At 71.8% G+C, this 25234-nt stretch carries 22 protein-coding genes; 19 read left to right on the forward strand and 3 right to left on the reverse strand.

Annotated elements, in window-relative coordinates:
• Positions 1-302 precede the first annotated feature (302 nt).
• The 19 genes from hisI to OP86_RS20835 all read left to right on the forward strand — a co-directional run bounded on the left by hisI (position 303) and on the right by OP86_RS20835 (position 21088).
• Entirely contained in the window at positions 303-674 is a 372-nt protein-coding gene (gene hisI, locus OP86_RS20750) for a phosphoribosyl-AMP cyclohydrolase (protein ID WP_030057698.1), read from the forward strand.
• 40 nt (positions 675-714) lie between these two features.
• Positions 715-2232, forward strand: coding sequence for an anthranilate synthase component I (locus OP86_RS20755; protein ID WP_030259866.1), 1518 nt, complete (start codon positions 715-717; stop codon positions 2230-2232).
• 33 nt (positions 2233-2265) lie between these two features.
• Positions 2266-2841 carry a Uma2 family endonuclease gene (locus OP86_RS20760; RefSeq protein ID WP_051830342.1) on the forward strand — a complete coding sequence of 192 codons (576 nt, stop codon included), beginning with the start codon at positions 2266-2268 and terminating at the stop codon, positions 2839-2841.
• 26 nt (positions 2842-2867) lie between these two features.
• Positions 2868-3455 (forward strand): TIGR02234 family membrane protein, encoded by a 588-nt coding sequence (locus OP86_RS20765; protein ID WP_030259868.1) that lies wholly within the window; start codon positions 2868-2870, stop codon positions 3453-3455.
• A gap of 194 nt (positions 3456-3649) precedes the next feature.
• On the forward strand, positions 3650-3913 hold the full coding sequence (locus OP86_RS20770; RefSeq protein WP_030057701.1) for an HGxxPAAW family protein: 264 nt from the start codon (positions 3650-3652) through the stop codon (positions 3911-3913).
• An 82-nt stretch (positions 3914-3995) separates the two neighbouring features.
• Positions 3996-4436, forward strand: a complete 441-nt coding sequence (locus tag OP86_RS20775) for a DUF2752 domain-containing protein (RefSeq protein ID WP_030259871.1) — start codon at positions 3996-3998, stop codon at positions 4434-4436.
• A gap of 198 nt (positions 4437-4634) precedes the next feature.
• Complete coding sequence (gene trpC / locus OP86_RS20780; protein ID WP_030057703.1) at positions 4635-5441, forward strand: indole-3-glycerol phosphate synthase TrpC; 807 nt, start codon at positions 4635-4637, stop codon at positions 5439-5441.
• Between the two features lie 9 nt (positions 5442-5450).
• Complete coding sequence (gene trpM, locus OP86_RS39220) at positions 5451-5600, forward strand: tryptophan biosynthesis modulator TrpM (RefSeq protein ID WP_418952643.1); 150 nt, start codon at positions 5451-5453, stop codon at positions 5598-5600.
• Positions 5601-5720: 120 nt separating this feature from the next.
• Complete coding sequence (gene trpB / locus OP86_RS20785; protein WP_030057704.1) at positions 5721-7007, forward strand: tryptophan synthase subunit beta; 1287 nt, start codon at positions 5721-5723, stop codon at positions 7005-7007.
• 2 nt (positions 7008-7009) lie between these two features.
• Positions 7010-7819 (forward strand): tryptophan synthase subunit alpha, encoded by an 810-nt coding sequence (gene trpA, locus OP86_RS20790; protein WP_030259881.1) that lies wholly within the window; start codon positions 7010-7012, stop codon positions 7817-7819.
• Positions 7820-8033: 214 nt separating this feature from the next.
• Positions 8034-8267, forward strand: coding sequence for a hypothetical protein (locus OP86_RS20795; protein ID WP_030057707.1), 234 nt, complete (start codon positions 8034-8036; stop codon positions 8265-8267).
• Between the two features lie 129 nt (positions 8268-8396).
• Entirely contained in the window at positions 8397-8912 is a 516-nt protein-coding gene (locus OP86_RS20800) for a MauE/DoxX family redox-associated membrane protein (RefSeq protein WP_234435062.1), read from the forward strand.
• Between the two features lie 91 nt (positions 8913-9003).
• Positions 9004-9867, forward strand: a complete 864-nt coding sequence (locus tag OP86_RS20805) for a DsbA family protein (protein ID WP_030057709.1) — start codon at positions 9004-9006, stop codon at positions 9865-9867.
• Positions 9868-9987: 120 nt separating this feature from the next.
• Entirely contained in the window at positions 9988-10980 is a 993-nt protein-coding gene (gene lgt / locus OP86_RS20810; protein ID WP_051830343.1) for a prolipoprotein diacylglyceryl transferase, read from the forward strand.
• Between the two features lie 148 nt (positions 10981-11128).
• Positions 11129-11866 carry a VIT1/CCC1 transporter family protein gene (locus OP86_RS20815; RefSeq protein WP_030057711.1) on the forward strand — a complete coding sequence of 246 codons (738 nt, stop codon included), beginning with the start codon at positions 11129-11131 and terminating at the stop codon, positions 11864-11866.
• 420 nt (positions 11867-12286) lie between these two features.
• On the forward strand, positions 12287-16903 hold the full coding sequence (gene gltB / locus OP86_RS20820) for a glutamate synthase large subunit (RefSeq protein WP_106973468.1): 4617 nt from the start codon (positions 12287-12289) through the stop codon (positions 16901-16903).
• Entirely contained in the window at positions 16896-18356 is a 1461-nt protein-coding gene (locus OP86_RS20825; protein WP_030057713.1) for a glutamate synthase subunit beta, read from the forward strand. Before gltB ends, OP86_RS20825 begins: the two co-directional genes overlap by 8 nt.
• A 358-nt stretch (positions 18357-18714) precedes the next feature.
• Positions 18715-19581 carry a helix-turn-helix domain-containing protein gene (locus tag OP86_RS20830; protein ID WP_030057714.1) on the forward strand — a complete coding sequence of 289 codons (867 nt, stop codon included), beginning with the start codon at positions 18715-18717 and terminating at the stop codon, positions 19579-19581.
• A gap of 49 nt (positions 19582-19630) precedes the next feature.
• Complete coding sequence (locus tag OP86_RS20835) at positions 19631-21088, forward strand: aldehyde dehydrogenase family protein (protein WP_030057715.1); 1458 nt, start codon at positions 19631-19633, stop codon at positions 21086-21088.
• 31 nt (positions 21089-21119) lie between these two features.
• Here OP86_RS20835 and OP86_RS20840 read toward each other — a convergent pair whose 3' ends face one another.
• The 3 genes from OP86_RS20840 to OP86_RS20850 form a co-directional block, all read right to left on the reverse strand.
• Positions 21120-22064 carry an AraC family transcriptional regulator gene (locus tag OP86_RS20840; protein WP_030057716.1) on the reverse strand — a complete coding sequence of 315 codons (945 nt, stop codon included), beginning with the start codon at positions 22062-22064 and terminating at the stop codon, positions 21120-21122.
• 53 nt (positions 22065-22117) lie between these two features.
• On the reverse strand, positions 22118-23044 hold the full coding sequence (locus OP86_RS20845) for an NADP-dependent oxidoreductase (RefSeq protein WP_030259885.1): 927 nt from the start codon (positions 23042-23044) through the stop codon (positions 22118-22120).
• Positions 23045-23333: 289 nt separating this feature from the next.
• Entirely contained in the window at positions 23334-25169 is a 1836-nt protein-coding gene (locus OP86_RS20850; RefSeq protein ID WP_030259888.1) for a bifunctional metallophosphatase/5'-nucleotidase, read from the reverse strand.
• Between the last annotated feature and the right edge of the window lie 65 nt (positions 25170-25234).

Raw genomic sequence — 25234 nt, forward strand, 5'->3', positions numbered from 1 at the left:
GCATACGAGATTTCTGCCTGTCTCGTGGGCTCGGAGATGTGTATAAGAGACAGGGCCAGAGCACCGCGGTGGCCACCACCGCGAGGAGGGCGACCAGCACGGCGACGACCGTGAGGACCAGGCCGCGGGACGGGCGGGGCGCGGCTGCGGGCGGCTGCTCGGAGGTCATGGCCATGAGGATGGCCCACGCGGCCCCCGCCCGGCAGGCGGTTCGCCGAACTCGCCCCGTACGGACGGACGGCCGGGAGCCGGAGGTCGGAGGACCCCGCCGGGGCGGCCGGTCGGGCTGACACAATGGCCCCATGTCCACCACACCCGCCACTCCCGGCACGACCGCTCTGGCCCCCGAGATCGCCGCCCGGCTCAAGCGCACCGAGGACGGCCTGCTCCCGGCCATCGCGCAGCAGTACGACACCGGCGAGGTGCTGATGCTCGGCTGGATGGACGACGAGGCGTTGCACCGCACGCTCACCACCGGCCGCTGCACCTACTGGAGCCGCAGCCGCCGCGAGTACTGGGTGAAGGGCGACACCTCCGGCCACGTCCAGGCGGTCAAGTCGGTGGCGTTGGACTGCGACGGCGACACCCTGCTGGTGAAGGTCGACCAGACCGGCGCGGCCTGCCACACCGGCGACCGCACCTGCTTCGACGCCGACGTGCTCCCGCTCTCCTGATCCCAGTCAACCCGAAGAACTCAAGAAGGTGCCGCCCAGCATGGATCTCGAAGCCTTCCGCAAGCTCGCCGTCGACACCCGGGTCATCCCGGTCACCCGCAGGCTCCTCGCGGACGGCCTCACCCCGATCGGCCTCTACCGCAGCCTCGCCGAGGAGCGGCCCGGCACCTTCCTGCTGGAGTCCGCCGAGCAGGGCAGCTGGTCGCGCTACTCCTTCGTCGGCGTGCGCAGCGCCGCCACGCTCACCGCCGGCCAGGACGGCCAGGCCCGCTGGCTCGGCACCCCGCCGGTCGGCATCCCCACCACCGGCGACCCGCTGCAGGTGCTGCGCGCCGCCCTGGAGGCGCTGCACACCCCGCGCCACCAGGACGACGGCCTGCCCCCGCTGACCGGCGGCCTGGTCGGCTACCTCGGCTACGACATCGTCCGCCGGCTGGAGAAGCTGCCCGACCTCAACCCGGACGACCTCAAGCTCCCCGAGCTGACCATGCTGCTGGCCACCGACCTCGCGGTGCTCGACCACGCCGACGGCACGGTGCTGCTGATCGCCAACGCCGTCAACCACAACGACCTGGACACCGGCGTGGACGAGGCCTACGCGGACGCCGTGGGCCGCCTGGACGCGATGGAGGCCGGCCTGCTCAAGCCCGTCGACCCGGGCCTGGCCACCTTCACCCCGGTCGGCACCGGCGAGGTGCACTCGCCCTTCGGCGGGGCGCCCTACCGGGCGGCGGTGGAGGAGATCAAGGAGCGGATCCGGGCCGGCGAGGCCTTCCAGGTGGTGCCCTCGCAGCGCTTCGAGGCGCCCTGCCCGGCCTCCGCGCTGGACGTCTACCGCGTGCTGCGCACCACCAACCCCAGCCCGTACATGTACCTGTTCCGCTTCCCCGGGCCGGGCGGCACCGCCGAGGGCGGCTTCGACGTGGTCGGCTCCAGCCCGGAGGCGCTGGTCAAGGTCACCGACGGCGAGGCGATGCTGCACCCGATCGCCGGGACCCGGCACCGCGGCGCCACCCCGCACGAGGACGCGGCGCTGGCCGCCGAACTGCTCGCCGACCCCAAGGAGCGGGCCGAGCACCTGATGCTGGTGGACCTCGGCCGCAACGACCTCGGCCGGGTCTGCGAGCCGGGCAGCGTCGAGGTGGTCGACTTCATGCAGATCGAGCGCTACAGCCACGTGATGCACATCGTCTCCACCGTCACCGGCAAGGTCGCGCCCGGGCGGACCGCCTACGACGTGCTGACCGCCTGCTTCCCGGCCGGCACCCTCTCCGGGGCGCCCAAGCCGCGGGCGATGCGGATCATCGAGGAGCTGGAGCCCACCCGCCGCGGCCTGTACGGCGGCTGCGTCGGCTACCTGGACTTCGCCGGGGACTCCGACACCGCGATCGCGATCCGTACCGCCGTACTGCGCGACGGCACCGCGTACGTGCAGGCCGGCGCGGGTGTCGTCGCCGACTCGGATCCGCACGGCGAGGACACCGAGTGCCGCAACAAGGCGGCCGCCGTGCTGCGGGCCGTCGCCACCGCCAATACGCTGCGGAGGCCGCTATCGTGAGCACAGCGTCGAGTTGCTGAGGGAGGCGGCGAGATGACCGCGATGACCACGGAGAGCGCCTGGGACGCCCTCGACGGCGTCAACCTTCCCAAGGGCTACCGGGTGGAGATCACGGACGGGAGGATCATCATGACGCCGCAGGGGGAGAACCAGTGGGAGGTGATCCTCAGCGCATCGCCCCAGATCAAGAAGCAGCTCGCGGGCCATGGGCGGATCCTGTCCGACGTCATGATCGACTTCCCGTCCACCCTCTTCGGCTACGCGCCGGATCTGGCGGTGATCGCTCCCGGCGCCGAGCACAACAGCCGGGGCCGCTACGAGTGGCACGACGTCGAGGCCGTGCTCGAAGTGGTGTCGCCGTCGAGCCAGGACAAGGACTACGTCACCAAGGTGCGGGTCTACGCGGAGTGCGGAATCCCGATCTACGTGGTGATCGATCCGGCAGAGGCCGCCTGCACGGTACACACGGCTCCATCGCGGCGCGGGGCGTACCGGGAGGCGGAGCGGGTGCCGTTCGGGAACGACCTGTTCCTGCCGCTCGGCGATCGGACGCTCGTGCTGGAGACCGACGAGTTTCCGACGGAGAAGCCCACCCCGGGTACGGCCTGAGGTGTCGGCCGGGGGATAGTGGACCGGTGAGTGCTGACCAGACCCCCGCCCCCGCCGCCCCCAGCCGTCGCACCCTCGGCGTGATGCTGCTGCTGACGGTGCTGAGCGCCCTGCTGGTGCTGACCGCGGCCGGGCGGACCTGGGCCGAGGGCCGGGCGGGCACCCTGGACGTCTCCGTCACCGGCGGCAGGATCTCCGAACTGCCCGGCGGGCTGGCCCTGGTGGGCCTCGCCGCGGCCGTCGCGGTGTTCGCGGTGCGCGGCGCCGGCCGGCTGGCCGTCGGCGCGCTGACCCTGCTGGCCGGGATCGGCGCGGCCGCCGCCTCGGCCGCCGGGGCGGGCGACACCGCCGCGCTGGACGCCGAGGCCGCCCGCAAGCTCGCCCTGACCGGCTCGGCGGCCACCGAGGTCTCGCACACCGGCTGGCCCTGGGTCGCCCTGGTCGGCGGCGTGCTGCTGGCCCTCGCCGGACTGCTCACCCTGCGCTACGGCCGCGGCTGGCCGGCCATGGGCAGCCGCTACGAGGCGCCGACCCGCAAGGCCCCGGCGACGACCGAGACGCCGGGCGACCTCTGGAAGGCCCTGGACCGCGGCGAGGACCCGACGGCGGTCTGAGGCGCCTGCGGCAGGCGGTCCGAGCCCCCACGGCCGTCCCGTCGGGCCCCGCGACCGCCCGACGTGCAGATGTGACGCGATAGACCCACCACCCGCTTTGGGGAGCGGGTGTGCGGCCCGGCACAATGGATTCCGTCAACCCGCCGGCGGCCCCGCAGGCCCGGCCGGGCCCCGAGAGCCAAGGAGCACCTCAGATGGCAGCAGCAGCACACGGCCACACCCCCGCCGCCTGGACCGGCGTCGTCATCTCCTTCGTCGGCTTCGGCATCGCCGGTGTCGCGATGATCCTGCCGTCGGTGCTGCTGGTCTGGGCCGGCCTGGCGGTCGTGGTGGCCGGCGGCGTCGTCGGCAAGGCCATGTCGATGGCCGGCATGGGCAAGCAGCCGAGCACCCACGTCTACACGTCGTCCGAGGAGCAGGTCGCGGCCCGCGAGGCCCGCGCCGCCGTCGCCGCCTGACGCCTTTCGCACAACCGAACGGCGGGCGCGTCGCGCCCGCCGTTTCGTCGTTCCCGGGCCCCGGCGCGGGCAGAATCGGGGCGTGAACGCCGCCCCCACCGCCTCCGCCCCGCCCCCCGTGCTGCGCCGACTGAGCCCGCCGCTGGCCGCGCTGGCGGCGGTGGCCGTCCCCGCCGCGTACGTCGCCGCGGTGGACCCGAACGCCCCCGGGCACTACCCGGACTGCCCCTTCCTGGCCGCCACCGGCTGGTGGTGCCCCGGCTGCGGGGGGCTGCGCTGCGTGCACGCGCTGGCGCACGGGGACCTGACGAGCGCCCTGCACGACAACGCCGTCGCGGTCCTGCTGTTCGGCGTGCTGGCGGTGCTCTGGCTGCGCTGGGCCTGGGCCGCGCTGACCTGCGGGCCGCCGCCCGGGACCACCGTCGGGGGCCGGCGCTGGGCGCTGATCGTGCTGCTCGTGCTGGTCTTCACCGTGGTGCGAAATTCGCCGGTCGGAGCGGGGTTGGCGCCGCCGGCGGTCTGAGCGCCGGGTATGTCCGCTGGCGGGTGCAGAAGCGGTGAAGTCGCAGTTGAGGGCGGCTGGAGCGGGCGTCCGCTCCGCGAGACGCCCGCCGGGCCGATGAGCCCCGTGCCCCCGGGTGCCGATACCATCGAAGAGCCGGCGGGCTCCTGCCCGCCCGGCACTCGCTGGCCAACTGGCAGAAAAGATGGGGGCTCCCGAGTGAGTGTGCTCGACTCGATCATCGAAGGGGTCCGCGAGGACCTCGCCGAGCGGCAGGCCCGGGTCTCCCTGGACGAGCTGAAGGAGCTCGCCGCGAAGGCCCCGGAGGCCAAGGACGGCGTCGCCGCCCTCAAGGGCGACGGGGTCCGGGTGATCTGCGAGGTGAAGCGCTCCAGCCCGTCCAAGGGCGCCCTGGCCGCGATCGCCGACCCGGCCTCGCTGGCCCGCGACTACGCGGCCGGCGGTGCCGCCGCGATCAGCGTGCTGACGGAGCAGCGCCGCTTCGGCGGATCGCTGGCCGACCTGGACGCCGTCCGCGCCGCGGTGGACACCCCGCTGCTGCGCAAGGACTTCATCGTCACCGCCTACCAGCTGTGGGAGGCGCGCGCCCACGGCGCCGACCTCGCGCTGCTGATCGTCGCGGCCCTCGACCAGCCGGCCCTGGTGTCGCTGATCGAGCGCGCCGAGTCGATCGGCCTCACCCCGCTGGTCGAGGTGCACGACGAGGAGGAGATCAAGCGCGCGGTGGACGCCGGAGCACGGATCATCGGCGTCAACGCCCGCAACCTGAAGACCCTCGAAGTGGACCGCAACACCTTCGGGAACGTGGCCCACGCCATTCCGGACGGCATCGTCAAGATCGCCGAGTCCGGGGTGCGCGGCCCGCTGGACGTCATCAACTACGCCAACCTGGGCGCCGACGCGGTGCTGGTCGGCGAGTCCCTGGTGACCGGCAAGGACCCGCGTGCCGCGGTCGCCGACCTGGTCGCCGCCGGGGCCCACCCCGCCGTCCGGCACAAGGACTGACCCGACCCGATGAAGATCGCCTCCCGACTCGCCCCCGGTTGCCGCCCGCGCGGCTGCCGCGCGCCCGCACGCCGGGTGCTGGGGCGTCGGGTGCGGTACGTCATCGGCTGTGAGCCCGGGCAGGTGCCGGGACGGCGATGGCGCGTGACGCACGGCTGAGGCCCCTTTCCGGGCCCGGCCGACCAGTGGGCCTCCTGGCAGGCCCGGCCGATCAGCGGGCCCCTCTCCGGGGCCGGCCGATCAGGCGTCACCGTCGTCCAACTCCCCAAGGGAAACCACATGTCCGAGAAGGACTACCTGCCCGGCGCCCAGGTGCCGGACGCGCGCGGCTACTTCGGCGCGTACGGCGGCCGCTTCATCCCCGAGGCGCTGGTCGCCGCGGTCGAGCAGGTCGCCGAGGAGTACGAGAAGGCCAAGGCCGACCCGGCCTTCGCCGCCGAGCTCGACGGGCTGCTCAAGGACTACACCGGGCGCCCCAGCCCGCTGACCGACGTGCACCGCTTCTCCGCAGAGGCGGGCGGCGCGCGCGTCCTGCTCAAGCGCGAGGACCTCAACCACACCGGCTCGCACAAGATCAACAACGTGCTGGGCCAGGCCCTGCTCACCAAGCGGATGGGCAAGACCCGGATCATCGCCGAGACCGGCGCCGGGCAGCACGGGGTCGCCACCGCGACCGCGTGTGCGCTGTTCGGCTTCGACTGCACCATCTACATGGGCGAGGTCGACACCCAGCGCCAGGCGCTGAACGTCGCCCGGATGCGGATGCTCGGCGCCGAGGTGATCGCCGTCACGTCCGGGAGCCGGACGCTGAAGGACGCCATCAACGAGGCCTTCCGGGACTGGGTCGCCAACGTCGACTCCACCCACTACCTGTTCGGCACCGTCGCCGGGCCGCACCCCTTCCCGATGATGGTCCGCGACTTCCACCGGATCATCGGCGTCGAGGCCCGCCAGCAGGTGCTCGACCGGACCGGGCGGCTGCCCGACGCCGTCGTGGCGTGCGTGGGGGGCGGCTCCAACGCGATGGGGATCTTCCACGAGTTCATCCCGGACGCCGGGGTGCGGCTGATCGGCTGCGAGGCGGCCGGCGAGGGCGCCGAGACGCCCCGGCACGCGGCGACGCTGACCAAGGGCGACCCGGGCGTGCTGCACGGCTCCCGGACGTACGTCCTGCAGGACGAGGACGGGCAGACGATCGAGTCGCACTCGATCTCGGCCGGGCTCGACTACCCGGGCGTCGGGCCGGAGCACGCCTGGCTGAAGGACACCGGGCGGGCCGAGTACCGGCCGGTGACGGACGACGCCGCGATGCAGGCGCTGCGGCTGCTGTCCCGCACCGAGGGCATCATCCCGGCCATCGAGAGCGCTCACGCGCTCGCGGGCGCCCTGGAGCTGGGGCGCGAGCTCGGGCCGGAGGCGACGATCCTGGTGTCGCTGTCGGGGCGCGGGGACAAGGACATGCACACCGCGGCCGAGTACTTCGGGTTGTACGACGAGCCGGGGGCAGGGTCCGCCGGCGGCGCCGCGGGTTCGACCGGTGCCGGTACCGAGCAGGGGGGTAAGTGATCATGGCTTCGAAGCTGAGTAGTGTCCTGGCCGCCGCCAAGGCGGAGGACCGCGCCGCGCTGATCGGCTACCTGCCGGCCGGGTTCCCGACCGTCGACGGCGGCATCCGGGCGGTCAACGCGCTCATCGAGGGCGGCTGCGACGTGGTCGAGGTCGGCCTGCCGCACTCCGACCCGGTGCTGGACGGCGCCGTCATCCAGACCGCCGACGACATCGCGCTGCGCGGCGGCGTGCGGATCAAGGACGTGCTGCGCACCGTCCAGGAGGTCGCCTCGGCGCACCCCGAGGCGGCGGTGCTCGTGATGACGTACTGGAACCCCGTCGACCACTACGGCGTGGCGCGCTTCGCCGCCGACCTGGCGGCCGCGGGCGGCACCGGCTGCATCCTGCCGGACCTGCCGGTGGAGGAGTCCGAGGAGTGGCGCAAGGCGGCGGACGAGCACGGGCTGGACACCGTGTTCGTGGTCGCCCCCAGTAGCAAGGACGCGCGGCTGGCCGAGGTCACCGCGGCGGGCAGCGGGTTCGTGTACGCGGCCGCGGTGATGGGGGTGACCGGTACCCGCTCGGCGGTCGGCTCGCTCGCCGAGGACCTGGTCGCCCGCACCCGGGCCACCACGGACCTGCCGGTCTGCGTCGGGCTCGGCGTCTCCGACGCGCAGCAGGCGGCGGAGGTCGCGCGGTTCGCGGACGGGGTGATCGTGGGGTCGGCGTTCGTGAAGCGGATCCTGGCCGCGGGTGAGGACGAGGCGGCGGCGCTGGACGCCGTGCGGGCCCTGGCCGGGGAGCTGGCGGCGGGCGTTCGCAGGCGCTGACACGGCTCTGCCCGGGCGACGGCCCGTCACTCCTCCGGGAGTGGCGGGCCGTCGGCGTTCCCGGCGGCGTCGACGTGGTGTCGACGTGGTGTCGACCCCGAACGGGTGAACAGTTGCGGAGACACGCATCAGCCGGGGTTGACCGGCGTTGAGTGGAGGGACGAGTGCACGAACGACGTGCGCAGGGTGGCCGAGCGAGCGAAGGGGTGAGCCGGTGAGGGGTTTCCATCGGGCCGTTCTGCTGCGGGCGGCGGCTGCCGCGCTCGCGCTCGGGGCCGCGGTCGGGGCGCACGCGGAGGTGGGGCAGGCGCTGGCCAAGCGGGCTGCCGAGCGGGCGGAGCGGGAGGCGGTGGCCTGTGCGGAGGCGGCCCGCTGGGATGCCACCGAGCGGGCCGGCGGTGCGCGGGCGGACTTCTTCGAGGTGGGGCGACAGTTCGGCTGCCGGTAGTTCGGGTGCCGGTAGTGGGCGGTTGTTCGACGGATTCGGACAGAACGCCAGATAGCGTCACTCATCCGGCTTAATTCCTGAATACGGAGGAACTCCTCTTCATCCCTTACGGTTCATCAGGAAGTGAACGTGTTTCCCGAGGGGGGTTCCCTGATGGCCGGCCCGGCGGTGCAGCCCGGTAAGCCGGTGTCGGCCTGGAGCGAGTGGGTCGGTACGGCCGTACGGCTCGGCCTCGCGGTGGTGTGGGGCTGGGCCGGGCTGGCCAAGGTCGCCGACCCGGCGGAAGCCGCCCAGGCCGTCCGCGCCTACGAGATCCTGCCCGAGAGCCTGGTCAAGCCGATCGGCTACGGCCTGCCCTTCCTGGAGCTGGCGCTGGCCCTGCTGCTGGTGGTCGGCCTCGGTGTCCGGCTGGTCGCCGGGGTCTCGGCGCTGCTGCTGCTCGTCTTCATCGCCGGGATCACCTCCGCCTGGGCGCGCGGCATCTCCATCGACTGCGGCTGCTTCGGCGGCGGCGGGCACGTCGACGAGTCCCAGACGACGTACCTGCAGGAGATCCTGCGCGACACCGGGTTCCTGCTGCTCGCCGGGTGGCTGCTGTGGCGGCCGCGGACCCGGCTCTCGGCGGACGGCTGGCTGGCGAGCTGACCCTGCGCCGCACCCCCACTCCTGCACACCCCCACTTCCGCACCCCCACCCCCGCACCCGACGAAGGCCCCCGACTGTGGATGTCAAGGCAATGAGCGAGAAGAACCGAGAAGGCAAGCGCACCGCCCGCGAGCGGATGCTGGAGCAGCGGGCGGCGGACGAGGCCTCCTCCCGGCGCAGGAAGAAGCTGATCGTCGGCGGCGCCGTGCTCGCGGTGATCGCCGCCGCCGTCATCGCCGGCGTCGTGGTGCAGAACGAGCGTTCCAAGCCGGAGACCCCGACCGCGGCCCCGGCCGGGACCATCGGGGACAAGAACCTGGTCATCCCGGTCGGGGCGGGCAACGCACCGTCCGTCCTGACGGTCTACGAGGACCCGCGGTGCCCGGCCTGCGGCAGCTTCGAGCGGGAGTTCTCGGCGACCGTCGACCAGCTGGAGGACGCCGGCAAGGTCTATACCAACTACCACCTCGTGTCGTTCATCGACCGGGCCGTGCCGGGCAAGGGCTCCAAGAACGGCGCCAACGCGCTGGCCTGCGCCCAGGAGGCCGGGCACTTCCGGGACTACCACGACGTGCTGTACCGCAACCAGCCGGACGAGACCAACGACGCCTTCGGCAACAAGGCCGTGCTGATCAACCTGGCGAAGCAGGTCGACGGCCTGGACACGCCCGAGTTCCAGGCCTGCGTCAACGACGACAAGTTCGGCGGGTGGGTCTCCTCGGTGCAGCAGGACTTCGACAAGTCCAGCTACAAGTCGACCCCGACGGTGCTGCTCAACGGCCAGCCGATCTACCCGAAGAACGGCACCGAGGAGATCACCCCGGCCAACCTGGCGAAGTGGGTGGACGCCGCGAACCAGGGCAAGCAGCTCGGCACCGCGGGCTCGCACGGGCAGACCCCGGCGCCGACCAGCGCCGCCTCGGAGGCCAACAACCCGTCGCCGACGGCCGGCTGAGCCCCCGACCCGGCCGCCGCACCCTTCCCGTCCGGAGGGGGCGGCGGCCGCCGTTGTTCGGTTTCTGTGACCCCGGGGGTGCCCGACCGGGCCCGCCGACCCTGTAGCGTCGGAACTGCCATGGATATCGCCTACATTCCCAGCCCGTCGCGGGGCGTCCTGTACCTCGGACCGGTCCCGCTGCGCGCCTACGCCTTCTGCATCATCCTCGGTGTCGTCGTCGCCGTCTGGCTCGGCAGCAAGCGCTGGGTCGCCCGGGGTGGTGCCAAGCACACGGTCGGTGACATCGCCGTGTGGGCCGTGCCGTTCGGCCTCGTCGGCGGCCGCCTCTACCACGTGATCACCGATGGTGGCCGGCTGTACTTCGGCGAGGGGCAGAACCCCTGGAACGCCCTCAAGATCTGGGAGGGCGGCCTCGGCATCTGGGGCGCGATCGCGCTGGGCGCGGTCGGTGCCTGGATCGGCGCCCGCCGCCGGGGCGTGCCGCTGCCCGCGTACGCCGACGCCATCGCGCCGGGCATCGCGCTCGCGCAGGCGCTGGGCCGCTGGGGCAACTACTTCAACCAGGAGCTGTACGGCCGGGAGACCACGCTGCCCTGGGGCCTGAAGATCCACAAGGTGCTGCCGGACGGCACCGTCGTGGACGGCGTCTACCACCCGACCTTCCTGTACGAGTCGCTCTGGTGCGTCGGCGTCGCCCTGCTGGTGATCTGGGCGGACCGCCGGTTCAAGCTGGGCCACGGCCGGGCCTTCGCGCTGTACGTCGCCGCGTACACGGTGGGCCGGTTCTGGACCGAGTGGCTGCGGATCGACGACGCGCACGTCTTCTTCGGCCTGCGGCTGAACGACTGGGTGTCCATCGCGGTGTTCCTGGCCGCCGTGGCGTACCTGGTGATCGTCGGCAGGAAGCGGCCCGGCCGGGAGGACCCGGCGAGCATCGACCCGGCCGCGCACCTGGCGGAGGCCGGCGCCGCCGAGGGCGAGGAGGAGGCCGGGCCGAAGGACGAGAAGTCGTCCCGGTCCGTGGACGCGAAGTCGTCCCGGTCCGTGGACGGGAAACCGGCCGCCGTGGTCGCCGAGAAGACCGGCGAGGACGCCAAGAACCCGATCTGACCTGGGACTTCCCCCCGACTGAGGCCACCCTTCGCAGTGCTTGCGAAGGGTGGCCTCAACTGTGTTCGGACAGCCTTACTTTGCTGGAAATGCCCAGGTCAGCGGGCTACGTTCAGGGCGGACGAACGACGACGGAGGGGAAGAGACGATGACTGCGACCACCCTGGAACACGGGGCCGGACACCCGCCCCGGATACCCGCGGCAGACCACCACCGGGACGTCAACGGCGGCTGGCTGCGCCCGGCCGTCTTCGGCGCGGTGGACGGCCTGGTGTCCAACTTCGCGCTGATGACCGGTGTGGTCGGCGGCGCGGTGTCCCACGGCACGGTGATCCTGACCGGGCTGGCGGGCCTGGCGGCCGGCGCCTGCTCGATGGCGGCGGGGGAGTACACCTCGGTGGCCTCGCAGCGGGAGCTGGTGCAGGCCGAGATCGAGGTCGAGCGGCTGGAGCTGAGCCGCAACCCGCACGGCGAGCTGGCCGAGCTGGCCCAGCTGTACGTCTCGCGCGGGGTGGACCCGGACCTCGCGCACGAGGTGGCCCGGCAGCTCTCCGCCGACCCGGAGCTGGCCTTGGAGGTGCACGCCCGCGAGGAGCTGGGCGTCGACCCCACCGACCTGCCCTCGCCGCTGGTGGCGGCCGTCTCGTCGTTCCTGTGCTTCGCGCTCGGCGCGCTGCTGCCGCTGCTGCCGTACCTGCTGGGCGCGACCACGCTGCTGCCCGCGCTGCTGCTGGCGGCGGCCGGGCTGTTCCTGTGCGGGGCGGTGGTGGCCCGGGTGACGGCGCGCAGCTGGTGGTTCAGCGGGCTGCGGCAGCTGGTGCTCGGCGGGGCGGCGGCCGGGGTGACCTACCTGCTCGGCCGGCTGATCGGCGGGCATGTGGGATGACCCAGACCTCTGCATGATTATGCTGGCCAATGCGTGACGTTTCACACATGGGCGTTGCGTATCGCCTGGCCTAGTCTCATCATCCGAGCCCCGGCGCCGCGGTTTCGCATCCGCGGGCGGGCTCCCGGGATGGATTCGCAGGCGGCCATGATCGGCTTGTGTGGCGGTCCGGTTTCGCCCCTGTTTCATGGCGCGGAGGGTTGGGCACAATCGTCTGGACGTGCACTGTGGCACGTCCTTCTTCCCACACCCCCTGACCTGCGGCTCGTCCCGCCATGTGGACGGGATATTCCGCTTCTCGGGATCCTGGGCATCATGTAACTTGCACGACATCACACCATCGCATCAGGGCCAACGTCGTCCCTACTTGCACCAACTTGCCGAAAGACGACGACGGGAGAGCCGATGCTGTCTGCATCCATGCACTCCGCCAACGAGCCCCAGGCCGGCGCCCCCCGCCCGCCCTACGCGCTCGTGCCGGATGCGCGACCTGCTGCTCAGGGCCTGTACGACCCGCGAAACGAGCACGACGCCTGTGGCGTCGGTTTCGTCGCCACGCTGACCGGCATCGCCGACCACACCATCGTCGAGCAGGCGCTGACCGTCCTGCGCAACCTGGAGCACCGCGGCGCCACCGGCGCCGAGCCCGACTCCGGCGACGGCGCCGGCATCCTCACCCAGATCCCGGACGCCTTCCTGCGCGGGAAGGTCGACTTCGAGCTCCCCGCGGCCGGCTCGTACGCCGTCGGCATCGCCTTCCTCCCGGACGCGGACGAGGCCGACGCGGCCGCCGTCGCGCAGATCGAGGCCATCGCGGCCGAGGAGGACCTGACCGTCCTCGGCTGGCGCGACGTCCCCGTCACCCCGGACCTGCTCGGCGCCACCGCCCGCGGCGTGATGCCGCGCTTCCGCCAGATCTTCCTCGGCAAGGCCGGCCTGGCCGGCATCGAGCTGGACCGCACCGCCTTCGTCGTCCGCAAGCGGGCCGAGCGCGAGGCCGGGGTCTACTTCCCGTCGCTGTCCGCGCGCACCATCGTCTACAAGGGCATGCTGACCACCGGCCAGCTGGAGCCCTTCTTCCCCGACCTGTCGGACCGCAGCTACGCCTCCGCGATCGGCCTGGTGCACTCCCGGTTCTCCACCAACACCTTCCCGAGCTGGCCGCTCGCCCACCCGTACCGCTTCGTCGCGCACAACGGCGAGATCAACACGGTCAAGGGCAACCGCAACTGGATGCGGGCCCGGGAGTCGCAGCTCGCGACCGACCTGATCCCCGCCAACAAGAACGGGCAGGGTCTGAGCCGGATCTTCCCGGTGTGCACCCCCGACCACTCCGACTCGGCCTCCTTCGACGAGGTCCTGGAGCTGCTCCACCTCGGCGGCCGCTCGCTGCCGCACTCGGTGCTGATGATGATCCCGGAGGCGTGGGAGAACCACGCCACCATGGACCCGGCCCGCCGCGCCTTCTACCAGTACCACTCCAACCTGATGGAGCCCTGGGACGGCCCGGCCTGCGTCACCTTCACCGACGGCACCCAGATCGGCGCCGTGCTCGACCGCAACGGCCTGCGCCCCGCCCGCTACTGGATCACCGAGGACGGCCTGGTCGTCCTCTCCTCCGAGGTCGGCGTGCTCGACATCGACCAGGAGAAGGTCACCAAGAAGGGCCGCCTGCAGCCCGGCCGGATGTTCCTGATCGACACCGCCGAGGGCCGCATCGTCGAGGACGAGGAGATCAAGTCCGCCCTCGCCGCCGAGCACCCCTACGAGGAGTGGGTCGCCGCCGGCCAGATCCAGCTCGCCAAGCTGCCCGAGCGCGAGCACATCTGGCACACCCACGCCTCCGTCACCCGCCGCCAGCAGACCTTCGGCTACACCGAGGAGGAACTGCGCGTCATCCTCGCGCCGATGGCCCGCACCGGCGGCGAGGCGCTCGGCTCGATGGGCACCGACTCGCCGATCGCCGCGCTGAGCGAGAAGCCCCGCCTGTTGTTCGACTACTTCGTGCAGCTCTTCGCGCAGGTCACCAACCCGCCGCTGGACGCCATCCGCGAGGAGCTCGTCACCTCGCTGCTCTCCAACCTCGGCCCCGAGGGCAACCTGCTGGCCGCCGAGGCCTCCGCCTGCCGCTCGGTCGGCATCACCTTCCCGGTGATCGACAACGACGAGCTGGCCAAGCTCGTCCACATCAACGCCGACGGCGACCAGCCCGGCCTCAAGGCCGTCACGCTCTCCGGCCTCTACCGGGTCGCCTCCGGTGGCGAGGCCCTGGCCTCCCGGCTGGCGGAGATCGCCGCCGAGGCCGACGCCGCCATCGCCGACGGCGCCCGCATCATCGTGCTCTCCGACCGGCACTCCGACGCCGAGCACGCCCCGATCCCCTCGCTGCTGCTCACCTCCGCGATCCACCACCACCTCATCCGCACCAAGCAGCGCACCCAGGTGTCGCTGCTGGTCGAGGCGGGCGACGTCCGCGAGGTGCACCACGTCGCGCTGCTGATCGGCTACGGCGCCGGCGCCGTCAACCCGTACCTGGCCATGGAGTCGGTCGAGGACCTCGTCGCCCAGGGCACGTTTTTCAAGAGTGAGGGCATCGAGGGCGTCGAGCCCGAGAAGGCCATCAAGAACCTGATCAAGGCGCTCGGCAAGGGCGTGCTCAAGGTCATGTCCAAGATGGGCATCTCCACCGTCGCCTCCTACCGCGGCGCCCAGGTCTTCGAGGCCATCGGCCTCTCCCAGGACCTGGTCGACGGCTACTTCGCCGGCACCACCACCAAGCTCGGCGGCATCGGCCTGGACGAGATCGCCCGCGAGACGGCCGCCCGGCACGCCAAGGCGTACCCGGCCTCCGGCATCCCCGCCGCGCACCGCGCGCTGGAGATCGGCGGCGAGTACCAGTGGCGCCGCGAGGGCGAGCCGCACCTGTTCGACCCGGACACCGTCTTCCGGCTGCAGCACTCCACCCGCAACCGCCGGTACGACATCTTCAAGCAGTACACGGACCGGGTGAACGAGCAGTCCTCCCGCCTGATGACGCTGCGCGGCCTGTTCCGGTTCGACGGCCTCGACCGCGAGCCGATCCCGGTCGAGGAGGTCGAGCCGGTCTCCGAGATCGTCAAGCGCTTCTCCACCGGCGCCATGTCGTACGGCTCGATCTCGCGCGAGGCGCACGAGACCCTGGCCATCGCGATGAACCGCCTCGGCGGCAAGTCCAACACCGGTGAGGGCGGCGAGGACCCGGACCGCCTGTACGACCCGGAGCGCCGCTCGGCGATCAAGCAGGTCGCCTCCGGCCGCTTCGGCGTCACCTCCGAGTACCTGGTCAACGCGGACGACATCCAGATCAAGATGGCCCAGGGCGCCAAGCCCGGCGAGGGCGGCCAGCTGCCCGGCCACAAGGTGTACCCGTGGGTCGCCAAGACCCGGCACTCCACCCCGGGCGTCGGCCTGATCTCGCCGCCGCCGCACCACGACATCTACTCGATCGAGGACCTGGCGCAGCTGATCCACGACCTCAAGAACGCCAACCCGGCGGCCCGCGTCCACGTGAAGCTGGTCTCCGAGGTCGGCGTCGGGACGGTCGCGGCCGGCGTGTCCAAGGCGCACGCGGACGTGGTGCTGGTCTCCGGACACGACGGCGGCACCGGCGCCTCGCCGCTCACCTCCCTGAAGCACGCGGGCGGCCCCTGGGAGCTCGGCCTCGCCGAGACCCAGCAGACCCTGCTGCTCAACGGGCTGCGCGACCGGATCGTAGTGCAGACCGACGGCCAGCTGAAGACCGGCCGCGACGTCGTCATCGCCGCGCTGCTCGGCGCCGAGGAGTTCGGCTTCGCCACCGCCCCGCTGGTCGTCTCCGGCTGCATCATGATGCGCGTCTGCCACCTGGACACCTGCCCGGTCGGCGTCGCCACCCAGAACCCGGTGCTGCGCGAGCGGTTCTCCGGCAAGCCCGAATTCGTCGTCAACTTCTTCGAGTTCATCGCCGAGGAGGTCCGGGAGATCCTGGCCTCGCTGGGCTTCCGCTCGATCGAGGAGGCCGTCGGCCGCGCCGAGCACATCAACGCCCAGGCCGCGATCGACCACTGGAAGGCCGCCGGGCTCGACCTGGCCCCGCTCTTCCACGTGCCGGAGCTGCCGGAGGGCGCCGCCCGGCACTGCACCACCACCCAGGACCACGCGCTCGACAAGGCCCTGGACAACCAGCTGATCACGCTCGCCGAAGACGCCCTGGAGCGCGGCGAGGCGGTGCGGATCCAGCTGCCGATCCGCAACGTCAACCGCACCGTCGGCACCATGCTCGGCCACGAGGTGACCAAGCGGTACCGCGGCGAAGGCCTGCCGGAGGGGACCATCGACGTCACCTTCACCGGCTCCGCCGGGCAGTCGTTCGGCGCGTTCGTGCCCCGCGGCGTGACGCTGCGGCTGGAGGGCGACGCCAACGACTACGTCGGCAAGGGCCTCTCCGGCGGCGTGGTGATCGTCCGCCCGGCCCGCGAGGCCGCGGCCATCGGCAACGGCGCGCAGAACCACGTCATCGCCGGCAACACCATCGGCTACGGCGCCACCTCCGGCCGGATCCACCTGCGCGGCAAGGCCGGCGAGCGCTTCGCCGTCCGCAACTCCGGCGCCACCCTGGTCGTCGAAGGCGTCGGCGACCACGGCCTGGAGTACATGACCGGCGGCCGGGTCGTCATCCTCGGCGAGACCGGACGCAACCTCGCGGCGGGCATGTCCGGCGGCATCGCGTACGTCCTGGACCTGCGGCCCGCCAACGTCAACGACGGCCTGGTGGGCATCGAGGCCCCCACCGCCGCCGACCGCGAATGGCTGCGCGAGACCGTGCAGCAGCACTACGAGGAGACCGGCTCCACCGTCGCCGCCGAACTCCTCGCCGACTGGGGCAGCGGAGTCTCCCGCTTCTCCAAGATCATGCCGACCGACTACAAGGCAGTGCTCGCCGCCAAGGACGCCGCTGAGCGCGATGGCCTCTCCGAGGCCGAGACCACTCGCAAGATGATGGAGGCGGCACATGGCTGACCCCAAGGGCTTCCTGACCACCGGCAAGCAGCTGGCCGAGCGCCGGCCCGTGGACGTCCGTCTGCGGGACTGGAACGAGGTCTACGTCGAACGCAGCCTCCTGCCGATCATCACCAAGCAGGCCGGCCGCTGCATGGACTGCGGCATCCCGTTCTGCCACAACGGCTGCCCGCTCGGGAACCTCATCCCCGAGTGGAACGACCTCGCCTACCGGGACGACTTCGTCGGTGCGATCGAGCGCCTCCACGCCACCAACAACTTCCCGGAGTTCACGGGCCGCCTGTGCCCGGCGCCGTGCGAGTCCGCGTGCGTCCTCGGCATCAACCAGGACGCGGTGACCATCAAGAACGTCGAGGTCACCATCATCGACAAGGCCTGGGACCGCGGCGGCGTCACCCCGCAGATCCCCGAGCGCCTCTCCGGCAAGACCGTCGCCGTCGTCGGCTCCGGCCCGGCCGGCCTCGCCGCCGCCCAGCAGCTCACCCGGGCCGGGCACACCGTCGTGGTGTACGAGCGGGCCGACCGGATCGGCGGACTGCTGCGCTACGGCATCCCCGAGTTCAAGATGGAGAAGCGCCACATCAACCGCCGCATCGAGCAGATGCGCGCGGAGGGCACCCGCTTCCGCACCGGCGTCCACGTCGGCGAGGACATCACCGGGCAGCAGCTGCGCGAGCGCTTCGACGCCGTCGTCGTCGCCGCCGGCGCCACCACCGCCCGCGACCTGCCGGTGCCCGGGCGCGAGCTCAAGGGCATCCACCAGGCCATGGAGTACCTGCCGCTGGCCAACAAGGTGCAGGAGGGCGACTTCGTCGAGTCCCCGATCAGCGCCAAGGGCAAGCACGTCGTGGTCATCGGCGGCGGCGACACCGGCGCCGACTGCGTCGGCACCGCCCACCGGCAGGGGGCGGCCTCCGTCACCCAGCTGGAGATCATGCCCCGGCCCAGCGAGGAGCGCCCCGGCCACCAGCCGTGGCCGACCATGCCGATGACGTACAAGGTCACCTCCGCCCACGAGGAGGGCGGCGAGCGGATCTACTCCGTCAACACCACCCGCTTCACCGGCGACGAGGACGGCAACGTCCAGGAACTGCACCTCGTCGAGGTGGAGTTCAAGGACGGCCGGTTCGAGCCGGTGCCCGGCACCGAACGGGCCATCCCCGCGCAGCTCGTCACCCTGGCCATGGGCTTCACCGGCACGGACGTCAAGAACGGGCTGGTCGAGCAGCTGGGAGCCGACCTCGACGCGCGAGGTAACATTGCCCGAGACGGCCGGTTCGCCACCAATGTCGATGGCGTGTACGTCTGCGGAGACGCCGGCCGAGGCCAGTCGCTGATCGTCTGGGCCATCGCGGAAGGCCGCTCGGCCGCTGCCGCGGTGGACACGTACCTGGGCGGCAAGACCCCGCTTCCCGCCCCGATCCGCCCCACGGACCGCCCCCTGGTGGTCTGACGGTCCGACCGGCCCACCCCGAACCCCCGGCGCCGCATCGCCGGGAGCTCAACCCGCTGCCCCCGCCAGCGTCGCCGGGCCAACGCGGTCTCCTGGCGCCTGCCCTCTTCCCCGACCAGTTGGAGGGCGGGCGCCGTCGCGTACCCCGGAACGAGTCCTTCCGGGGGCTTCGCCGTGCGCATGCCCGCCCGCGGGACCGCCGGCCTGCCCGTTCGCACGCCGAGGGTTGGTTCACAGCGGACGCACAGGCTTCTCACAGCGGCCGGAATGCGACCCGCACGGGCTGTTGTTCGTCGGCGCCAGGTGGCAGACTGCCGCCGACGGCCGGGGGGCTGCGCAAGTGCGGAGGTTGACTTCGATGGGCACGACTCAGGCAGGTGGGGGCGCCACGGTACGGCGCCTGCTGCTCGGCAGCCAACTGCGCAAACTCCGCGAGGCCAGAGGTGTCAGCCGTGAGGAAGCCGGCTACTCGATCCGCGCCTCCGAATCCAAGATCAGCCGGATGGAACTCGGCCGGGTCGGCTTCAAGGAACGCGACGTCGCCGACCTGCTGACCCTCTACGGCGTCGACGCCGAACCGGAACGCACCACCGTCCTCGGACTCGTCCACGAGGCCAACGCCAGCTCCTGGTGGCACGAGTACGGCGACGTCCTGCCCGGCTGGTTCCAGAACTACCTCGGCCTGGAAGAAGCCGCCACCGAGATCCACAGCTACGAGGTCCAGTTCGTCCACGGCCTGCTGCAGACCGCCGACTACGCCCGGGCCGTCGTCACCGCCGGCAGCCACGACCACCGCGCCGAGGACATCGAACGCCGGGTCGACGTCCGGCTCAAGCGCCAGACGGTGCTCACCGGCGAACAGGCGCCGCAACTCGTAGCCGTCCTGGACGAAGCCGCGCTGCGCCGCCCCTGGGGCGGGCCCGAGCTGATGCGCGGCCAGCTGGACCGGCTCCTGGAACTCGGCGAACTGCCCAACGTCCGACTGCAGGTGCTGCCGCTCGGCAACGCCGGGCTGAGCGCCGAGAGCGGCGCGTTCACCGTGCTGGGCTTCGCCGAGCAGGAACTGTCCGACGTCGTCTACCTGGAGCAGTTCACCACCGCCCTCTACCTCGACAAGCCCGCCGAGGTCACCGAGTACCGGCACGCCATGGACGACCTGCTCGCCGACAGCCTGGATCCGGAAAGCACCAGGGAATTGCTCCACGCGGTACGCCAGGAGCTGTAACACGTCAGTACGATGATGTCCCATCAGGTCGGTGCATGAGAGGGATCAGATGTCGTACTTCTCCGAGTTGGCGCTGCAGTACATCGACGGCGAATGGTGCAGCGGCAGCGGCTCCTGGGACATCGTCGACGTCGACCCCTACACCGGCGACAAACTCGCCACCATCACCGTCGCCACCGTCGCCGAGGTCGACCGCGCCTACCGCGCCGCCGAACGCGCCCAGAAGGCATGGGCCGCCACCAGCCCCTACCAGCGGCGACTCGTCTTCGAGCGCGCGCTTCGCCTGTTCGAGGAGCGCGAGCCGGAGATCGTCGCCGCGATCATGGCCGAACTCGGCGGCACCGCACTCAAGGCGGGCTTCGAACTCTCCCTGGTCAAGGACATGCTGCGGGAATGCCTGCACCTGTCCGTGGCCGCCGAGGGCCGACTGCTGCCCTCGACCACGCCCGGCAAGGAGAACCGGCTCTACCGGCTGCCGGTCGGCGTCGTCGGCGTGATCAGCCCCTTCAACTTCCCGCTGTTCCTCGCCCTCAAGGCCGTCGCCCCGGCCCTCGCCCTCGGCAACGGCGTCGTCCTCAAGCCGCACCAGGAGACCCCGGTCGTCGGCGGCGGCCTGATCGCGAAGATCTTCGAGGACGCGGGCCTGCCGCCCGGCCTGCTCAACGTCGTGATCACCGACATCGCCGAGATCGGCGACAGCTTCATCGACCACCCCGTCCCCAAGGTGATCTCCTTCACCGGCTCCGACAAGGTCGGCCGGCACGTCGGCACCGTCGCCGCCGCGCACTTCAAGCGCTCCGTCCTGGAACTCGGCGGCAACAGCGCACTGATCGTGCTCGACGACGCCGACCTCGACTACGCCGTGGACGCGGCCGTGTTCAGCCGCTTCGTCCACCAGGGCCAGGTCTGCATGTCCGCCAACCGCGTCCTGGTGGACCGCAGCGTCGAGGCCGAGTTCACCGAGAAGTTCGTCGCCAAGGTCGCCTCGCTCACTGTCGGCGACCCGAAGGACCCGGCCACCCACATCGGCCCGCTGATCAACTCCGTCCAGGCCGACGCCCTCTCCACCCAGATCGACCAGGCGATCACCGCCGGCGCCACCGCACTGCTGCGCGGCACCACCACCGGCAGCCTGATGGCGCCGACCGTCCTCACCGGCCTCGCCGAGGACGCGCCCATCCTGCAGCGCGAACTGTTCGGCCCGGTCGTACTGGTGGTGCCCTTCGACGGCGAGGACGAGGCCGTACGGATCGCCAACGACACGCCGTTCGGGCTCAGCGGCGCCGTCCACACCGCGGACCTCGAACGCGGCGTGCGGTTCGCGCAGCGGATCGAGACCGGCATGATCCACGTCAACGGCGGGACCATCGCGGACGAGCCGAGCGTGCCCTTCGGCGGGGAGAAGAACTCCGGCGTCGGACGGCTCAACGGAGAGTCCACCGTGGACGCCTTCACCACCCTGAAGTGGATCTCGGTACAGCACGGGCGGGCGGCGTTCCCGTTCTGATCCCTGCTGATCCCGTACCGGAAACGGACGTTCAGGCGGCGCGGGCCTCCCGGCGGTAACCGCCGGGAGCCTGGCCGAACTCCCGCTTGAACGCCTTCGCGAAGGCGTACTCCGAGCCGTAGCCGGTCTGCGCCGCCACCGAGGTCAACGGCGCCTCCGACTCCCGCAGCAACCGGGCCGCCGTGGTCATCCGCCAACGGGTCAGGTACGCCATCGGCGGCTCGCCCACCATCGACGTGAACCGGCGGGCGAACGCGGCCCGGGACAGACCCGCCCGGTCCGCCAGCGACTCCACCGTCCACGGCGTGGACGGCGCCTCGTGGATCGCCGCCAGCGCCGGCGCCACCGCCGCGTCCCGCAGCGCCGCCGCCCACCCGGCCGCCGTCGCGGCGGGCTGGTCCTCGAACCAGGCCCGCAGGATGTACAGCAGCAGCGAGTCGATCAGCGCCGGCACGATCCCGGCCGAGCCGATCCGCGGATTCTCCAACTCGCTGCCCAACAGCTGGACGGCCGCCGCCAGTTCGGGGTGCCGGCCGTGCCGGGTCGGCAGATGGATCAGGGCCGGCAGCTGGCGGACCATCGGGTGCGGACGGCCCTGGTCCAGGTGGTAGTTCCCGCACAGCAGACTGGTGCGGGCCCCGTCGCCGCCCAGCGAGAGCGTGCCGATCGGCGAGGAGTCGTTCACCCGGCAGGCGTGCGAGTCCACCGGCGGGGTGTCCGGATGGTCGGCGAGGACGTGACCGCCGCCGTCGCGCAGGAAGACGATGTCGCCCGGGCTGAGCGCCACCGGCCCGTGCGGCTGCGCCCCGCTCCCGGCGCCCAGCGGGAGCAGCCAGCAGGTGCCGTACAGCACCACGTGGAAGCCGGCGCCGAGCACCGGGGGCAGGCGCAGGGCCCAGGGCGCGCGGCCCTCGGTGCGGACGGAGGACGGGTACGCCGTCCGCATCGAGCCCAGTGCCTCGGTCAGGATGTCCAACGCCCGTCCCCCTTGGGTGCTTTCGGTGTTCTGCCGCGTTCGGTCGACCGGGTTCAGTCGACGGTCAGGACGACCTTGCCCTGGACCGTACCGGAGCCCACCAGCTCGTGCGCCCGGCCGGCCTCGGCCAGCGGGAAGGTCCGCGCCACGTGCGGGCGGATCAGGCCCTCGTCCACCAGGGCGGCGATCGCCTCCAGCGAGGCGTAGTCGGGCTCGACGGAGATGCCCGCGAAGCGGCGCCCGGCGGCCTCGACCGCGGCCGCCAGCTCCTGGTCGCGGTGCTCCATGATGCTCACCAGCACGCCGCCGGGCTTCAGCACCTCCAGGGCGCGGGTGTTCTCGGAGGAGGAGTCGAAGACGACGTCGACGTCCTCGACGACCCGGGTGTAGTCGGTGGTGCGGTAGTCGATGACCTCGTCCGCGCCGAGCTCCTTCAGGAAGGCGTGCTTGGGCTCGCTCGCCAGCGCGATCACGTGCGCGCCGCGGGCCTTGGCGATCTGCACGGCGAAGTGGCCGACGCCGCCCGCCGCGCGGTGGACCAGCACCCGCTGCCCCTCGCCGATCCGCGCCGCGTCCACCAGGCCCTGCCAGGCGGTCAGCGCGGCCAGCGGCAGGGCGGCGGCCGCCGCGTGGTCGATCGAGGCCGGCTTGCGGGCCAGCTGGCGGGACGGCGCGGCCACGTACTCGGCGTAGGCGTTCGCGGCGCGTGGGAAGAACGGCATCCCGTACACCTCCTCGCCCACCCGGTAGCGGGCGCCGGGCGCGGCCTCCTCGACCACCCCGGAGACGTCCCAACCGAGTGTGAACGGCGGCTCGCCCAGCAGCGGGAACCAGCCCGCCCGCACCGCCACGTCCACCGGGTTCACCCCGGCGGCCTTCACCCGCACCAGCACCTCGCCGCTCAGCAGCTCGGGACGCTCCACCTCGGCGACCTCCAGCACCTCCGGCCCGCCGACCTCCCGCTGCACCACCGCACGCATCGCACTCACTCCCTGTCCGGTCGATCAACCCCGGCCCCCCGTGGGGCCGTTCTCGATGCGATCAACGATAGGGAGGTCCGGCGAGCCGATGAATATCCTCCAGTCTCCGCCAGATGTCCGATCGTCTCGCCGGGCGAGTGGGTCAGGCCGGGTACCGGAGCAGGGTGTCGGTAGCGAGCTCGGCGATCCGGCTCGACCATGCGGGCATCATGCCACCGCGGCGGATGCGGCGAGGCGCCGCCGGGCGGACGGGCCCGGCGGCGCCTCTGGGGGAGCGGAGGGGTGCTGGTCAGAAGACCGGCTGACCGGCGCGGACGAGGCGCCAGGAGTTGGTGAAGAAGTCGGCGGGGTCGATGACGCCCTTGGCCTTCACCCAGGTGATCATGGTGTTGCGGATCTCGTCCGAGTTCGACCAGACCAGCTTGGCGTTGGCGACGTGCGGGAAGTTGCCGCCGCCGTTGGCGCGGTAGTTGTTGACGGCCAGGACGAACTGGGCGGCCGGGTCGATCGGCTTGCCCTGGAAGGACAGGTTGACGATCCGCTGGCCCTTCGGCTGGGCGATGTCGATGTCGTAGCTCAGGCCGTAGAGCGAGTCGTAGTTGTAGTCCGGGGTGGTCTCGGCGCCGGTCAGGGCGTCCTTGTCGACCGGGGCGCCGGGGGCGAGCTGGTTGTAGTACTTCGCCGAGAACTCCAGGTAGTCCTTGAGCTGGGCGCCCGTCAGGATGCGGGCCTCCAGGGTGTTCTCGTAGATGTACAGGCCCGCGGCGTCGCGCAGCTTGACCTGGCCGGCCGGGATCAGGGCGGTGCGGTTGAACGGAGCGGCCTGGGCCAGCACCGGCAGGTTGGCGTACTGGCCGCCCGCCAGCGCCGTCTTGACGGCGTCGGCCTGGACCTTGCCGATCAGGTCGATGATCGGGGTGGCCTTGAAGCGGGCCTCGGCGATCGACAGCTCGATCTTGCTGGTGCCGATGTTCTGGTTGACGTACGCGACGACCTTCTTGTGCTGCTCGGTGAGCGCGTCGGTGATCTCCGGGTTCTCCGGCACGGTGTTGGAGTTCAGCACCCGCGAGGAGACCGAGGTGACCTTCCAGGCGCCGTCGGCGAACTCGACCTCGAAGTCGAAGCAGCTCAGGCGCTGGCCCCAGCACAGCGGCTCGGAGAGCACGACCGTCTTGCCGGTCTTCTTGTTGACGATCAGGCGCTGCGGGACCTCCTTGTGGGTGTGGCCCACCAGCACCGCGTCGATGTCCGGGACGGTCGCCGCCATCTCGCCCGAGGCGTCCTCGGGCCAGGGCAGCTGGTCGCCGTAGGTGGTCGGCTCGTCGATGCCGGAGTGCGCCGAGACCACGATGACGTCCGCGCCGGCCGCCTTCATCCGCGGCACGTACTTGGCGGCGGTCTCCACGATGCCCGGGAAGACCATCTTGCCGCTGACGTTGGCCTTGTCCCAGATCGCGATGCCCGGGTTGGTGAGGCCGAGGATGCCGACCTTCAGCGACTTGCCCTCGCCCAGGTGCAGCTCCTTGATCACGTACGGCGGGAAGGCCGGCTTCTCGTTCTTCGCGTGCAGGGCGTTGGCGCCCAGCAGCGGGAACTCCAGCTGGTCCTCGAAGGCCTTGACGGTCGGGATGCCGTAGTTGAACTCGTGGTTGCCGAGAGCGGCGGCGTCGTACTGCATGAGGTTCATGGCGACGGCCATCGGGTGGTCCGGCACGGTGTCGCCGTCGGTGGCGATCGGCTCGATCCGGGCGTAGTAGTAGGTCAGCTGGGTGCCCTGGATGATGTCACCGGAGTCGATCAGCAGGCAGCGGTCCCAGCCCTTCTCCTCGCGCACCTGGTTGGCCAGGGTGGAGATCTTGGCCAGGCCGACCGCGTTGTGGGCCTTGTCGACGTACTCGGCGTCGGTGAAGTAGTCCCAGTTGAGCACCCGGCCGTGCAGGTCGGTGGTGCCCATGACGGTGAAGGCCTGCTTGCGCGGCTTGCGCTGCGGGCCCTTGGCGGCCGCCGTGTCCGGCTCGGCGGCCGCGGCGGAGGGGGCGGCGGCGACGGCGGCACCGCCGACCAGGGCGGCGCCGGCGGCGGTGGCGGCGGACCGGGTGACGAAGTCACGGCGGTTCAGGGGCATGGACGACTCTCCCGGGTGGGAACGACGGCAGATGGGCCGTCAACTGGTGTTCTTCGATGGCGAGT

This window comes from Streptomyces novaecaesareae, from assembly GCF_000716875.1.
Taxonomy (GTDB): Bacteria; Actinomycetota; Actinomycetes; order Streptomycetales; family Streptomycetaceae; genus Kitasatospora; species Kitasatospora novaecaesareae.